Source organism: Candidatus Arsenophonus phytopathogenicus (genome assembly GCF_056113345.1).
Genome location: NZ_JBUIOB010000017.1, coordinates 490,421 through 505,236, shown reverse-complemented (window position 1 = coordinate 505,236; position 14,816 = coordinate 490,421). Strand labels below are relative to the sequence as shown.

The window sequence follows — 14,816 nt, the reverse complement described above, 5'->3', positions numbered from 1 at the left end:
GAAGCATTGATTTATGGTCGCAACTTAGTTGTGAAATATTAGCTGCTTAGTAGAATCAGTTATTGGCGCTAAACAACTCACCGCGAAAGCGTTTAATTTATTCGTTTTTGTCTATGAATTATGAAGATAAATTTTTTTGCCGAATTTTTTCGTTGATAGGAAAACTGGATCCATTATGATGAATAGATAGGTTGATTCTATCAAATTTCTATTTAGGGAAGGAGTAGGCATGAATATTCGTGATTTGGAGTACCTTGTTGCATTAGCTGAGCATAAACATTTTCGACGTGCTGCAGATGCCTGCCATGTTAGTCAACCGACCCTCAGCGGTCAAATTCGTAAATTGGAAGACGATTTAGGTGTTATGTTATTAGAGCGGACAAGCCGAAAGGTTTTGTTTACTCAGCAGGGGTTATTATTAGTTGAACAAGCCAGAACAGTATTGCGAGAAGTTAAAATATTGCAGGAAATGGCTTCCTTACAAGGTGAAAGCATGTCAGGCCCGTTACACATAGGATTAATTCCTACTATCGGACCTTATCTTTTACCTCACATCATTCCAGAATTACACCGTTTATTTCCTAAATTGGAGATGTATTTACATGAAGGACAAACACACCATCTGTTAGCGCAATTAAATAATGGCAAACTAGATTGTGCAATATTAGCGCAAGTGAAAGAGACCGAAGCTTTTATTGAAATTCCTCTGTATGAGGAACCTATGCGATTAGCTATTTATGAAGGGCATCCATGGTTCAATCGTAAGGAAATTGAAATGCGTGAGCTGGTTGGACAGAAATTACTTATGTTGGAAGATGGACACTGTTTACGTGATCAAGCGATGGGATATTGTTTTCAGGTCGGGGCAAAAGATGATACCCACTTTCGCGCCACCAGTTTGGAGACATTACGTAACATGGTGGCAGCTGGAAGTGGTATAACACTATTGCCAGATTTATCTGTACCGAAAGAGATAAAACGTGATGGTGTTTATTATCTTGATTGTATTAACCCTGTTCCTTCACGTTCGGTTGTTTTAATTTACCGTCCTGGCTCACCGCTTAGAAGTTGTCATGAGCAGTTTGCTGAGGCCATTCGTAAACAAATGTATCGATACTATAGTAAAAATTAATTGTTTACTTACTACTAATATTGAGCTTTATTGGGTTAAAAGAGACGGTTTAATCCATTTAGTGCGGCAACCCGAAATGCTTCTGCCATAGTTGGATAATTGAAGGTAGTATTAACAAAATATTCAATAGTATTACCTTCACCTTTTTGCTCCATAATTGCCTGGCCAATATGAATAATTTCTGCTGCACGCTCACCGAAGCAGTGAATACCTAGAATTTTTAATGTTTCGCGATGAAATAGGATCTTTAAACTGCCTACATTCATACCTGCAATTTGTGCTCTGGCTAAATGTTTAAATTGAGCACGCCCGACTTCATAAGGAATTTTCATGGCAGTCAATTGTTGTTCTGTTTTACCGACAGAACTGATTTCTGGAATGGTGTAGATCCCGGTAGGAATATCCTCAATTAAATGGGTATCGCTGTGGCCCGTTGTTATCGCGCGGGCAGCGAGACGACCTTGGTCATAAGCCGCTGAAGCTAAACTGGGATAGCCAATAACATCGCCGACAGCATAGATATTTTTATTATGAATACGATAGGTAGCATCAACTTTAATCAGACCTCGATTATCAATAGGAATAGCGATATTTTCTAAATTTAGATTATCGGTATTTCCTGTACGGCCATTAGCATATAATAGACAATCGGCTTTAACCTTTTTACCTGACTTCAGATGAATAATTACGCCATCATCTGTTCCTTCGATTTTTTCATATTCTTCATTATGGCGAATGACAACACCACTATTCCAAAAATGATATGATAAAGCGTCTGACATTTCTTGGTCTAAAAACGACAGAAGGTGATCACGGGTATTAATAAGATCAACTTTTACCCCTAATCCTCTAAAAATTGAAGCATATTCACAGCCAATTACCCCTGCACCATAAATAATAACATGGTGGGGTTCATGATTGAGAGTTAAAATTGAATCGCTATTGTAAATGCGTGAATGCTGAAAATCGACATCGGGAGGACAGTATGGACGAGAGCCGGTTGCGATAATGATTTTTTCAGCATATAGAGTATCGTAGGTACCATCATTATAAAGAACTTTTAAAGTATGTTGGTCAATGAAAGAGGCTTCACCGGCAAACATTTTGCAACCATTTCGTTCGTAAAATCCTTGCCGCATATGTGTTTGTTGATTAATTACGGTCTCGGCTTGTTTAAGAATGTCGGAGAAAGAAGAGCGTAAAAGCCGGGATTTATCGCTGTATAATGGATTTTGATTAAATTCGATAATTCGGCTGACCGCGTGCCGAAGCGCTTTAGAAGGAATGGTTCCCCAGTGGGTACAACCACCACCAATTTTATTATAACGTTCAATGACTGCGATTTTTTTCCCTTGTTTTACCAACCCCATTGCTGCACCTTCTCCCCCGGGGCCGGAACCAATAACGATAGTATCAAATTGAATCTGTGGCATTCGGTATAACCTATTATTATGTAAATACGAATAGACAACTCAGATTAACATTATCTTCTTTAATTAAGCTTAAATATAAGATTCAGGCTTTACATTTTAATAAATAACAGAAATTCCTTATATACTAGTTAAACTTAAGGACACTGCAAATCTGTTAAAATTTGGTATAGTAGCCTAGTTACATTATTATCGAAGAGGTATATTAATTACTGTGAGTAATATTACAGGAGTCAGAGCAAAGCAGAAAGAAAAAACGCGTCGTTCTCTGATAGAAGCGGCTTTTAGTCAATTGAGTGCTGAGCGTAGCTTTACTAGTCTCAGCTTACGTGAGGTTACCCGAGAAGCGGGTATTGCACCGACTTCTTTTTATCGACATTTTCGTGATGTTGATGAATTAGGATTGACTATGGTTGATGAAAGCGGTCTTATGCTCCGTCAATTAATGCGTCAAGCACGACAGCGTATTGCAAAAGGTGGCAGTATTATTCGAACATCTGTTGCTACTTTTATGGAATTTATTGGTAATAATCCGAATGCCTTTCGATTATTGCTGCGTGAACGTTCAGGTACATCGGCTGAATTTCGTGCGGCAGTTGCCAGAGAAATTCAGCATTTTATTGCTGAATTGGCCGACTACTTGCAACAGGAAAGTAATATGCCTCGGTATTTTACTGAAATTGAAGCCGAAGCCATGGTTACTATAGTATTTAGTGCGGGGGCAGAAGCATTAGATATTGATCAGGAAAAAAGGCAGCTTTTGGAAGAACGATTAGTTTTACAGCTTAGAATGATCGCTCGCGGAGCCTATTATTGGTATCGTCGTGAACAGGAAAAACATAATATTAAATTATAAATAATTTTTTGCAGTAAACCAAAAATTGCAATTATTTATTGGTGTTTTCTATATTAGTTTTTTAAATGACTTTTAATATTATGAATGTTAGAGAAATATTGTTTATATCAATATTATTTAATATATTCTTAGAATAAAAATAATATTAGCTATCATTAGATAGATTTTTTGCTGTTATGACTTATAAAATAAAACGCCATATTTTTTAATGGCGTTTTTATCTCATTCAAATATGTTTTTTCTCAAGTAAAACACCGCATTCAATATGGTGGGTATAAGGAAATTGATCAAATAACACTAATCGATCAATTTTATGAGTTTTATTGAGTGTATTTAAATTGTGACAAAGTGTATTAGGATTACAGGATATATAAAGAATACGTGGATATTTTTGTACTAATTCAAGCGTTTTTTCATCTAAACCACAGCGAGGCGGATCGATTAAAATAGTCTCACATTTATAACTTGTTAAATCAACATCTTCAAGGCGTTTAAACTGACGCTCACCTCGTATTGCTTGGGTAAAATCTTCTGCTGACATTCGAATAATTTTTACATTATTAATTTTATTAGCTTCAATATTATATTGAGCTGCTGCTACTGATGGTTTTGCAATCTCGGTTGCCAGCACACGATTAAAATTTTGTGCTAGTGCGATAGAAAAATTACCGTTTCCACAATAAAGCTCCAGTAAATCACCTTTTGTGTTTTTAGTAATATTAATCGCCCATTCTAACATTTTGATATTTATTCCGGCATTGGGCTGGGTAAAACTATTTTCAATTTGGCGATAGATAATTGACTTACCTGCAATAGGTAATACCTCATCAATATGATCCTGTTCTAATATAATTTTTGTTTTTGCTGCGCGTCCAATAAGCTGTATATCAAAACCTTGATTAATTAGAGCGCTACGTAATTGTTTAGCTTGTTCAATCCATTCTTGCTCCAATTTTTTATGGTAAATTAATGAAACAATAATCTTATTACTTAATGTTGATAAATAATCTACTTGGAAGAGTTTATACCGTAAAAGCGGTTTAGTTTTAATTAATGGAATTAAAGCAAGCATCATTTGATTAATTAATTTACTAGCGCTAGGTAATTGATCAATTCTTATACGTTGTTTAGTCGTTTGATCAAACATTATATGAAATAAATCTGGTCCTTCATGCCAGAGGCGAAATTCAGCGCGCATTCTATAATGGGAAAGATCAGAACGAAAAATTTCTGGCTCAGGTGCATTAAAAGGCAGCATAATACTGTTTAAATATTTGATTTTTTCAGCTAGCTGCAAGTTGTATTGGGTAATTGACAAATTATTTAGCATGTATTCAGATTCATCTTGATAAAAAATTTTCTATCGTGAGATTGTAGGGAAAGAGAAAGTGAAGTCTAGCTTTGGTGCACGATTTATAGATAGTAATTACAAAGGTTTTTTTAAAGCCTATTTTTTTGAATATTGATAGTAAGAGTCGTAAAGTTTTAGTTCTTCGATATTGGACGGTAATGCAAAAATAAAAATAGGTTATAATATTGTCTTAAAACAAGCGGACAATTATTACAACAGCACAGGATTCATTCAATCTATTATTACTGTATAATTACTCATGACTATTTTTGCTAACAATTTTCTTATCAGCATATTGTTCATTATTGTGATGAAATGAATGAAAAATGAAATAAAAAAAGTAACCTCTGCTCAGTCGAAAACGGCTCGGCCAACTATTCTAATTTTTGATTCTGGTGTTGGTGGGTTATCTGTTTATCGTGAAGTCAGACAGCTATTGCCAGATTTACACTATATTTATGCTTTTGATAATGATGCTTTTCCTTATGGAGAGAAAAGTGCAGAATTTATTATTGAACGTATTATTCGCTTCATCGATCAAATTCAACAAAAACATGAGCTAGCAATAGCAATTATTGCTTGTAATACGGCAAGTACGGTCAGTTTGCCTGTTTTAAGAACGCATTTTCAATTTCCAATTATTGGGGTTGTTCCCGCAATAAAACCAGCAACTAAATTAACACGTAATGGCGTTATTGGATTATTAGCAACTAAGGTAACGGTTAGTGGAAACTATACTAGAGAACTGATCGATCGATTTGCCGTTGATTGTAAAGTTGAGATGATCGCTTCATCAGAATTAGTCGAATTAGCAGAAAAAAAACTTCATGATCAGGTAATCTCAAAAGAAGCGTTAGTGCGCATTGTAAAGCAGTGGTTAAAAATGAAAGAACCCCCTGACACCATTGTGCTCGGTTGTACACACTTTCCGTTATTATCGGCGGAACTAAAAGAAGTGCTGCTTGACGGAACCAGACTCATTGATTCAGGCGCTGCAATTGCCAGACGAGCGGTTTGGTTAATCAATAACCATCAAAATTTGATTTTGACAAAAAGTAAAAATATCGCCTATTGCACTAAAATGGATGTTGAAGCTGAAAAGCTTATTCCTGTACTGATAAATGAAGGTTTTAATCGGTTAGAAAAAATTTCTATTTAAGCCGATTTGTTGAAATATAAACCAATTAGACAAATTTTTTTAAATAACGGTTGCCAGCTGCGTAAAACTGCTTATAATGCGCCCCCACTGAGTCAGTATAGAACGAATCAATTGAATTGAATTTTCTTGACGCAGGGTAAAGAAGAGTAGAAATAACTACTTGACTTTACAGGTGAAAAGCGTAATACACGCCACCTCGCGGCCCAGGTCGCACGCTCTTTAACAATTAATCAGACAATCTGTGTGGGCACTTGCAAGACATCATCAAAAAATATTTGGTTTTAAAGTCTTGAAGAGTGACAAAACAGTTAATTCATATATGAACTAATATGCAGTAACGTTATTTTGGTCGGCAGCGGCGAAGGTGGTCAAATATCGGCAAAGCGAGTTGAACAAAAGCGCGTTACGGTCAGTAAAACATTCTTTGAGCATCAAGCTTTTAATTGAAGAGTTTGATCATGGCTCAGATTGAACGCTGGTGGCAGGCCTAACACATGCAAGTCGAGCGGCAGCGGGAGGAAGCTTGCTTCCTTGCCGGCGAGCGGCGGACGGGTGAGTAAGGTATGGGGATCTGGCCAAAGGGGGGGGATAACCACTGGAAACGGTGGCTAATACCGCATAATCTCTAAGGAGCAAAGTGGGGGACCGTTCTGGCCTCACACCTTCGGATGAACCCATATGAGATTAGCTAGTAGGTGGGGTAAGGGCTCACCTAGGCGACGATCTCTAGCTGGTCTGAGAGGATGATCAGCCACACTGGGACTGAGACACGGCCCAGACTCCTACGGGAGGCAGCAGTGGGGAATATTGCACAATGGGCGCAAGCCTGATGCAGCCATGCCGCGTGTATGAAGAAGGCCTTCGGGTTGTAAAGTACTTTCAGTCGTGAGGAAGGTGTTAAGGTTAATAACCTTAGCAATTGACGTTAGCGACAGAAGAAGCACCGGCTAACTCCGTGCCAGCAGCCGCGGTAATACGGAGGGTGCGAGCGTTAATCGGAATTACTGGGCGTAAAGGGCACGCAGGCGGTTAATTAAGTTGGATGTGAAATCCCCGGGCTTAACCTGGGAATGGCATTCAAGACTGGTTAGCTAGAGTCTTGTAGAGGGGGGCAGAATTCCATGTGTAGCGGTGAAATGCGTAGAGATGTGGAGGAATACCGGTGGCGAAGGCGGCCCCCTGGACAAAGACTGACGCTCATGTGCGAAAGCGTGGGGAGCAAACAGGATTAGATACCCTGGTAGTCCACGCTGTAAACGATGTCGATTTGGAGGTTGTGGTCATGAACTGTGGCCTCCGGAGCTAACGCGTTAAATCGACCGCCTGGGGAGTACGGCCGCAAGGTTAAAACTCAAATGAATTGACGGGGGCCCGCACAAGCGGTGGAGCATGTGGTTTAATTCGATGCAACGCGAAGAACCTTACCTACTCTTGACATCCAGCGAATCCTTTAGAGATAGAGGAGTGCCTTCGGGAGCGCTGAGACAGGTGCTGCATGGCTGTCGTCAGCTCGTGTTGTGAAATGTTGGGTTAAGTCCCGCAACGAGCGCAACCCTTATCCTTTGTTGCCAGCGAGTAGAGTCGGGAACTCAAAGGAGACTGCCGGTGATAAACCGGAGGAAGGTGGGGATGACGTCAAGTCATCATGGCCCTTACGAGTAGGGCTACACACGTGCTACAATGGCGTATACAGAGAGAGGCGAGCCAGCGATGGGGAGCGGAACTCAGAAAGTACGTCGAAGTCCGGATTGGAGTCTGCAACTCGACTCCATGAAGTCGGAATCGCTAGTAATCGCGGATCAGCATGTCGCGGTGAATACGTTCCCGGGCCTTGTACACACCGCCCGTCACACCATGGGAGTGGGTTGCAAAAGAAGTAGGTAGCTTAACCTTTTGGATGGCGCTTACCACTTTGTGATTCATGACTGGGGTGAAGTCGTAACAAGGTAACCGTAGGGGAACCTGCGGTTGGATCACCTCCTTACCTAGATAGATGGAATGTGAGTGTTCACACAGATTGTCTGATGAAGATTGAGCAGAAAGTATCATTAGGCCTGTAGCTCAGGTGGTTAGAGCGCACCCCTGATAAGGGTGAGGTCGGTGGTTCAAGTCCACTCAGGCCTACCAACATTGCTGATGGAAGTGGCTGAAAGGCAAGGTTAGCAGTAAGGTGTAATGATACGACAATCTTAATGGGGCTGTAGCTCAGCTGGGAGAGCGCCTGCTTTGCACGCAGGAGGTCAGCGGTTCGATCCCGCTTAGCTCCACCATATTGCAAGATAAAAATAGAAAAAAAGTTATTCAGAGCAGGCTGGCAACAGTATGCTACGAATAATAATGCTCTTTAACAATCTGGAACAAGCTGAAAATTGAAACACACATTATTGAAAAAATAGTGTGGGGAACTCTCAAACTCCAATTTGAAGTGTTATTCAAATAGGCAGACGAATGGCATGAGCGAGCAGGGTGAAATTTGCGGCGTAGGTGCGCAGTCAGCGCAGTGTACATAAGTACGTGAGCATGACGAGTACCGCACAACAAAAAATTTCGCACGGCGCAGCCATGGCGCTTCCGTATTATTTGATAAGAGACACCTTCGGGTTGTGAGGTTAAGCGAATGAAGCGTACACGGTGGATGCCTAGGCAGTCAGAGGCGATGAAGGACGTGCTAATCTGCGAAAAGCGTCGGTAAGCTGATATGAAGCGTACTAGCCGGCGATGTCCGAATGGGGAAACCCAGTGCATTAATGCACTATCATTTGATGAATTTATAGTCAAACGAGGCGAACCGGGGGAACTGAAACATCTCAGTACCCCGAGGAAAAGAAATCAACCGAGATTCCCCCAGTAGCGGCGAGCGAACGGGGAGCAGCCCAGAGTCAACATCAATATTTACTGCAGGAGAAGGGTCTGGAAAGGCCGGCAATAAAGGGTGATAGCCCCGTATCTGAAACGGTAAGTGTTGTGAGCTCGAAGAGTAGGGCGGGACACGTGTTATCCTGTCTGAATATGGGGGGACCATCCTCCAAGGCTAAATACTCCTGACTGACCGATAGTGAACTAGTACCGTGAGGGAAAGGCGAAAAGAACCCCGGCGAGGGGAGTGAAATAGAACCTGAAACCGTGTACGTACAAGCAGTGGGAGCACCCGAAAGGGTGTGACTGCGTACCTTTTGTATAATGGGTCAGCGACTTATATTCTGTAGCAAGGTTAACCGCATAGGGGAGCCGTAGGGAAACCGAGTCTTAACTGGGCGTTAAGTTGCAGGGTATAGACCCGAAACCCGGTGATCTAGCCATGGGCAGGTTGAAGGTTGGGTAACACTAACTGGAGGACCGAACCGACTAATGTTGAAAAATTAGCGGATGACTTGTGGCTGGGGGTGAAAGGCCAATCAAACCGGGAGATAGCTGGTTCTCCCCGAAAGCTATTTAGGTAGCGCCTCGTGAATTCATCTTCGGGGGTAGAGCACTGTTTCGGCTAGGGGGTCATCCCGACTTACCAACCCGACGCAAACTACGAATACCGAAGAATGTTATCACGGGAGACACACGGCGGGTGCTAACGTCCGTCGTGAAGAGGGAAACAACCCAGACCGCCAGCTAAGGTCCCCAAGTCATGGTTAAGTGGGAAACGAAGTGGGAAGGCTTAGACAGCCAGGATGTTGGCTTAGAAGCAGCCATCATTTAAAGAAAGCGTAATAGCTCACTGGTCGAGTCGGCCTGCGCGGAAGATGTAACGGGGCTAAACCATGCACCGAAGCTGCGGCAGCGACATTTAGGTGTTGTTGGGTAGGGGAGCGTTCTGTAAGCCGTAGAAGGTGGACTGAGAGGTCTGTTGGAGGTATCAGAAGTGCGAATGCTGACATAAGTAACGATAAAGCGGGTGAGAAACCCGCTCGCCGAAAGACCAAGGTTTCCTGTCCAACGTTAATCGGGGCAGGGTAAGTCGACCCCTAAGGCGAGGCTGAAAAGCGTAGTCGATGGGAAACGGGTTAATATTCCCGTACTAAGGGTTACTGCGAAGGGGGGACGGAGAAGGCTAGGCTATCCGGGCGACGGTTGTCCCGGTTTAAGCGAGTAGGAGGGTAGTGCAGGCAAATCCGCACTGCTATAACACTGAGACGTGATGACGAGCCACTAAGGTGGTGAAGTAGTTGATGCCCAGCTTCCAGGAAAAGCCTCTAAGCGATAGGTAATCATTAATCGTACCCCAAACCGACACAGGTGGTTAGGTAGAGAATACTCAGGCGCTTGAGAGAACTCGGGTGAAGGAACTAGGCAAAATAGTGCCGTAACTTCGGGAGAAGGCACGCTGGCATTAGGTGAAGGGTCTTGCATCCGGAGCTGAAGCCAGTCGAAGATACTAGCTGGCTGCAACTGTTTATTAAAAACACAGCACTGTGCAAACACGAAAGTGGACGTATACGGTGTGACGCCTGCCCGGTGCTGGAAGGTTAATTGATGGGGTAAGCCGTAAGGCGAAGCTCTTGATCGAAGCCCCAGTAAACGGCGGCCGTAACTATAACGGTCCTAAGGTAGCGAAATTCCTTGTCGGGTAAGTTCCGACCTGCACGAATGGCGTAATGATGGCCAGGCTGTCTCCACCCGAGACTCAGTGAAATTGAACTCGCTGTGAAGATGCAGTGTACCCGCGGCAAGACGGAAAGACCCCGTGAACCTTTACTATAGCTTGACACTGAACATTGAGCCTTGATGTGTAGGATAGGTGGGAGGCTTTGAAGTGTGGACGCCAGTCTGCATGGAGCCAACGTTGAAATACCACCCTTTAATGTTTGATGTTCTAACTTGGGCCCGTAATCCGGGCTGAGGACAGTGTCTGGTGGGTAGTTTGACTGGGGCGGTCTCCTCCCAAAGCGTAACGGAGGAGCACGAAGGTTGGCTAATCACGGTCGGACATCGTGAGGTTAGTGCAAAGGCATAAGCCAGCTTGACTGCGAGCGTGACGGTGCGAGCAGGTACGAAAGTAGGTCTTAGTGATCCGGTGGTTCTGAATGGAAGGGCCATCGCTCAACGGATAAAAGGTACTCCGGGGATAACAGGCTGATACCGCCCAAGAGTTCATATCGACGGCGGTGTTTGGCACCTCGATGTCGGCTCATCACATCCTGGGGCTGAAGTAGGTCCCAAGGGTATGGCTGTTCGCCATTTAAAGTGGTACGCGAGCTGGGTTTAGAACGTCGTGAGACAGTTCGGTCCCTATCTGTCGTGGGCGAAGGAAGGTTGAGGGGGGCTGCTCCTAGTACGAGAGGACCGGAGTGGACGCACCACTGGTGTACAGGTTGTCATGCCAATGGCATCGCCTGGTAGCTAAGTGCGGAAGAGATAACCGCTGAAAGCATCTAAGCGGGAAACTTGCCTCAAGATGAGTCTTCCCTGACAGTAATGTCCTATAAGGGGTGTTCGAGACGAGGACGTAGATAGGCTGGGTGTGTAAGCGTAGCGATACGTTGAGCTAATCAGTACTAATGACCCGGGAGGCTTAACCTGACAACACCGAAGGTGTTTTGAGAGAGAGAATTTTAGCTTGTTTTGAGATTGAATCTGGTCGGATTTTGCTGAAGGCGCGAAATAAGATGGGATAAATAAAAAAGAATTTGTCTGGCGGCAATAGCGCGGTGGTCCCACCTGACCCCATGCCGAACTCAGAAGTGAAATGCCGTAGCGCCGATGGTAGTGTGGGGTCTCCCCATGTGAGAGTAGGGAGCTGCCAGACTTTGATTATGTTAAGAAAGCCACCCTTGGGTGGCTTTTTGTCGTTTGGCTAGTTATATCGTAAAACGGTTTAGTTTATTTATTGTAAAATTTTATTTATAAATTTTTTGATTTTTGCTGATTTTGAGATAGTCTTTAGCAAGTGTACCTTATATTAAAGGAGATGCTCCATGGATCAGCAGACAGTGATCAATGAATTAACTTTTTTGCAACGGTTTGGCGCACCAGAAAAGCAACTTTTGACACCAGCCGCAATTGATTTTTTAACAGCCTTAGTTGAGCAGTTTGCTGGACCTTGTGATGTTTTACTTAATGCTAGAGTTGAGCGACAGTTGTAGATTGATCAAGCTATTTTACCTGATTTTATGCCAGAAACTATTTCAATTAGGAAGGATGATTGGAAAATACAAGGTATTCCTGCAGATTTACTTGATCGTCGAGTTGAAATAACCGGTCCAGTAGAACGTAAAATGATTATTAATGCTTTGAATGCTAATGTAAAAGTCTTTATGGCTGATTTTGAAGACTCACTTTCACCGGCTTGGGAAAAATTGATTGAAGGACAAATTAATTTACGTGATGCGGTTAATGGCACTATTTCATTTATTAATAAGCAAGGCAAAGTTTATCAATTAAAGTCTGATCCGGCTGTTTTGATGGCCCGTGTGCGAGGCTTACATTTACCTGAAAAACATATTTTATATCGAGGAAAAGCAATTCCAGGGGCATTATTGGATTTTGCTCTTTATTTCTTTCATAACTATAAAAAGCTATTGGAAAAAGGGAGTGGCTCTTATTTTTATATTCCCAAATTAGAATCTTATAAATAGGCTCAATGGTGGAGTGAAGTATTTAGCTATACCGAAGAGCGATACGGATTATCCATTGGTACAATTAAAGCAACTGTACTTATTGAGACACTACCAGCTGTCTTTCAGATGGACGAAATTCTTTATTATCTGCGTCATCATATTGTTGGGCTTAATTGTGGTCGTTGGGATTATATTTTTAGTTATATTAAAATGCTAAAAGAATATGATGATCGCGTGCTACCGGATCGACAGGTAGTAACAATGACACAACCTTTCTTAAATGCTTATTCCCTTTTACTAATTAGGACTTGTCATCGTCGTGGCGCTTTTGCGATGGGCGGAATGTCGGCTTTTATTCCGACTAAAGATCAAACACAGAATGAAGCAGTATGGGCAAAGGTTAAAGCAGATAAAGAATTAGAGGTTAAAAATGGCCATGATGGCACTTGGATTGCTCACCCTGCTTTAGCAGATATTGCAACCGCTGTTTTTAATGAGACATTAGGGGGAAGAAAAAATCAACTAGATGTCATGCGTGATAATGATGAAGCTATTACCGCTGAGCAATTATTACAGCCTTGTAATGGTGAGCGTGCAGAAGAGGGGATGAGAGCGAATATTCGCATTGCGGTTCAATATATTGAATCTTGGATTTCTGGTAATGGTTGCGTACCGATCTATGGATTAATGGAAGATGCGGCAACAGCAGAAATTTCGAGTACTTCTATTTGGCAGTGGATCCGTCATCAAAAAAGATTATCTAATGGACAAAAAGTAACCAAAGAATTGTTCTTAGAAATGTTGGATGAAGAGTTGCAGACTATTCAGCAGGAACTAGGTGATGTTCGTTTTCAACATGGCCGTTTTCGCGAAGCTGTGGAATTGATGATCTCTATTACCACTCAGGATGAGTTGATCGAATTTTTGACCTTGGCGGGTTATCAACAACTTGACTGAAAAAAAATATTTTAGCTATTTAATATCTAATTAACTCGTATGAGGGAGACAAAAATGGCACCGACTAGATCACAACAAATTACGCAACTTGAAGAAGAATGGCGCTCTTCCCCTCGTTGGAAAGGAATTATTCGCACTTACAGTGCTGAAGATGTTGTCAAATTGCGTGGTTCACTAAATTCCGATTATTTATTAGCGCGCAATGGTGCTGAAAAGTTTTGGCAATTAATTAATGGCAAATCAAAGAAAGATTATGTCAATGCGCTAGGTGCATTGACGGGTGGTCAGGCGTTGCAGCGAGCAAAGGCTGGTATAGAGGCAGTTTATTTATCGGGTTGGCAAGTGGCAGCTGATGCTAATACTGCTGCGAGTATGTATCCAGATCAATCGCTTTATCCTGTTGATTCTGTTCCTGAAGTTGTCAAACGGATTAATAATAGCTTTCGTCGAGCCGATCAAATTCAATGGGCAAATAATATAAATCCAGACGATGCTAAATATATTGATTTCTTTCTGCCAATTATTGCTGATGCGGAGGCCGGTTTTGGTGGCATATTGAATGCTTTTGAACTTATGAAAACATTAATTGAAGCTGGCGCTGCGGCTGTGCATTTTGAAGATCAGCTCGCTGCCGCCAAAAAATGTGGTAATGGGTGGTAAGGTATTGGTGCCGACGCAAGAAGCTATTGAAAAGTTAATTGTCGCAGGTTTGGCAGCTGATGTTTGTGGTGTTCCTACGGTTTTGATTGCACGTACCGATGCTGAAGCGGTAGATTTGCTGACGTCAAACAGCGATCCTTACGATGAAAAATTTATGATCAACGAAAGCACGCAAGAAGGTTTCGTACCCAGGCGGGTATTGAACAAGCAATTAGTCGAGGTTTAGCTTATGCTCCTTATGCTGACTTGATTTGGTGCGAGACATCAACCCCCGATTTAGATGTGGCTAAAATATTTGCCGAGGCTATACATGCTAAATATCCGAATAAGTTGTTGGCTTATAACTGTTCTCCATCTTTCAATTGGAAGAAAAACCTGGACGATAAAACCATAGCCTGTTTTCAAAAAAAATTATCTGAAATGGGATATAAATTTCAATTTATAACCTTAGCTGGTATTCATAGTATGTGGTTTAACATGTTTGATTTAGCTTATGCATATGCTAAAGGTGAAGGAATGAGGCATTATGTTGAGAAAATTCAGGAAAAGGAGTTTGCTGTTGCTAAGCAGGGTTACTCGTTTTCTTCTCATCAGCAGGAAGTAGGCACGGTTTATTTTGATAAAGTAACAACCATTATTCAAGGTGGAACTTCTTCTGTCACGACACTAACCGGTTCAACTGAAGAGCAGCAGTTTTAAATATATTGCTTATGTTACTTAGCT

Annotated in this window: 5 protein-coding genes, 2 tRNA genes, 3 rRNA genes and 2 pseudogenes; 10 read left to right on the top strand and 2 right to left on the bottom strand. The window is 42.1% G+C overall.

What is annotated here, in order from left to right; translation table 11 throughout:
• The first annotated feature begins 229 nt into the window (after positions 1-229).
• Positions 230-1,132 carry a DNA-binding transcriptional regulator OxyR gene (oxyR, locus tag AC01GB_RS05955; protein WP_474451012.1) on the top strand — a complete coding sequence of 301 codons (903 nt, stop codon included), beginning with the start codon at positions 230-232 and terminating at the stop codon, positions 1,130-1,132.
• Positions 1,133-1,167: 35 nt separating this feature from the next.
• Here oxyR and sthA read toward each other — a convergent pair whose 3' ends face one another.
• Complete coding sequence (sthA, locus tag AC01GB_RS05950; protein WP_474451011.1) at positions 1,168-2,565, bottom strand: Si-specific NAD(P)(+) transhydrogenase; 1,398 nt, start codon at positions 2,563-2,565, stop codon at positions 1,168-1,170.
• Between the two features lie 211 nt (positions 2,566-2,776).
• Between sthA and fabR the strand changes: the two genes are divergently transcribed.
• A complete protein-coding gene (fabR, locus tag AC01GB_RS05945; RefSeq protein ID WP_474451010.1) occupies positions 2,777-3,418 on the top strand; it encodes an HTH-type transcriptional repressor FabR in 642 nt (213 codons plus the stop codon).
• A 226-nt stretch (positions 3,419-3,644) separates the two neighbouring features.
• Here fabR and trmA read toward each other — a convergent pair whose 3' ends face one another.
• Positions 3,645-4,748 (bottom strand): tRNA (uridine(54)-C5)-methyltransferase TrmA, encoded by a 1,104-nt coding sequence (trmA, locus tag AC01GB_RS05940; RefSeq protein ID WP_474451008.1) that lies wholly within the window; start codon positions 4,746-4,748, stop codon positions 3,645-3,647.
• A gap of 340 nt (positions 4,749-5,088) precedes the next feature.
• On the opposite strand from trmA, the gene murI reads away from it, so the two are divergent.
• The 8 genes and pseudogenes from murI (at position 5,089) to aceA (ending at position 14,792) form a co-directional block, all read left to right on the top strand.
• Positions 5,089-5,928 carry a glutamate racemase gene (gene murI, locus AC01GB_RS05935; protein ID WP_474451007.1) on the top strand — a complete coding sequence of 280 codons (840 nt, stop codon included), beginning with the start codon at positions 5,089-5,091 and terminating at the stop codon, positions 5,926-5,928.
• A 440-nt stretch (positions 5,929-6,368) separates the two neighbouring features.
• A 16S ribosomal RNA gene (locus AC01GB_RS05930) occupies positions 6,369-7,912 on the top strand.
• Between the two features lie 66 nt (positions 7,913-7,978).
• Positions 7,979-8,055 (top strand) — tRNA-Ile (locus AC01GB_RS05925).
• 67 nt (positions 8,056-8,122) lie between these two features.
• Positions 8,123-8,198, top strand: a tRNA-Ala gene (locus AC01GB_RS05920).
• Positions 8,199-8,535: 337 nt separating this feature from the next.
• A 23S ribosomal RNA gene (locus AC01GB_RS05915) occupies positions 8,536-11,439 on the top strand.
• Between the two features lie 110 nt (positions 11,440-11,549).
• Positions 11,550-11,665, top strand: a 5S ribosomal RNA gene (rrf, locus tag AC01GB_RS05910).
• The 16S, 23S and 5S rRNA genes sit together here with 2 tRNA genes alongside, the layout of an rRNA operon.
• A 169-nt stretch (positions 11,666-11,834) precedes the next feature.
• Positions 11,835-13,433: pseudogene (gene aceB, locus AC01GB_RS05905) on the top strand (malate synthase A).
• 54 nt (positions 13,434-13,487) lie between these two features.
• Positions 13,488-14,792: pseudogene (gene aceA / locus AC01GB_RS05900) on the top strand (isocitrate lyase).
• The last annotated feature ends 24 nt before the right edge of the window (positions 14,793-14,816 follow it).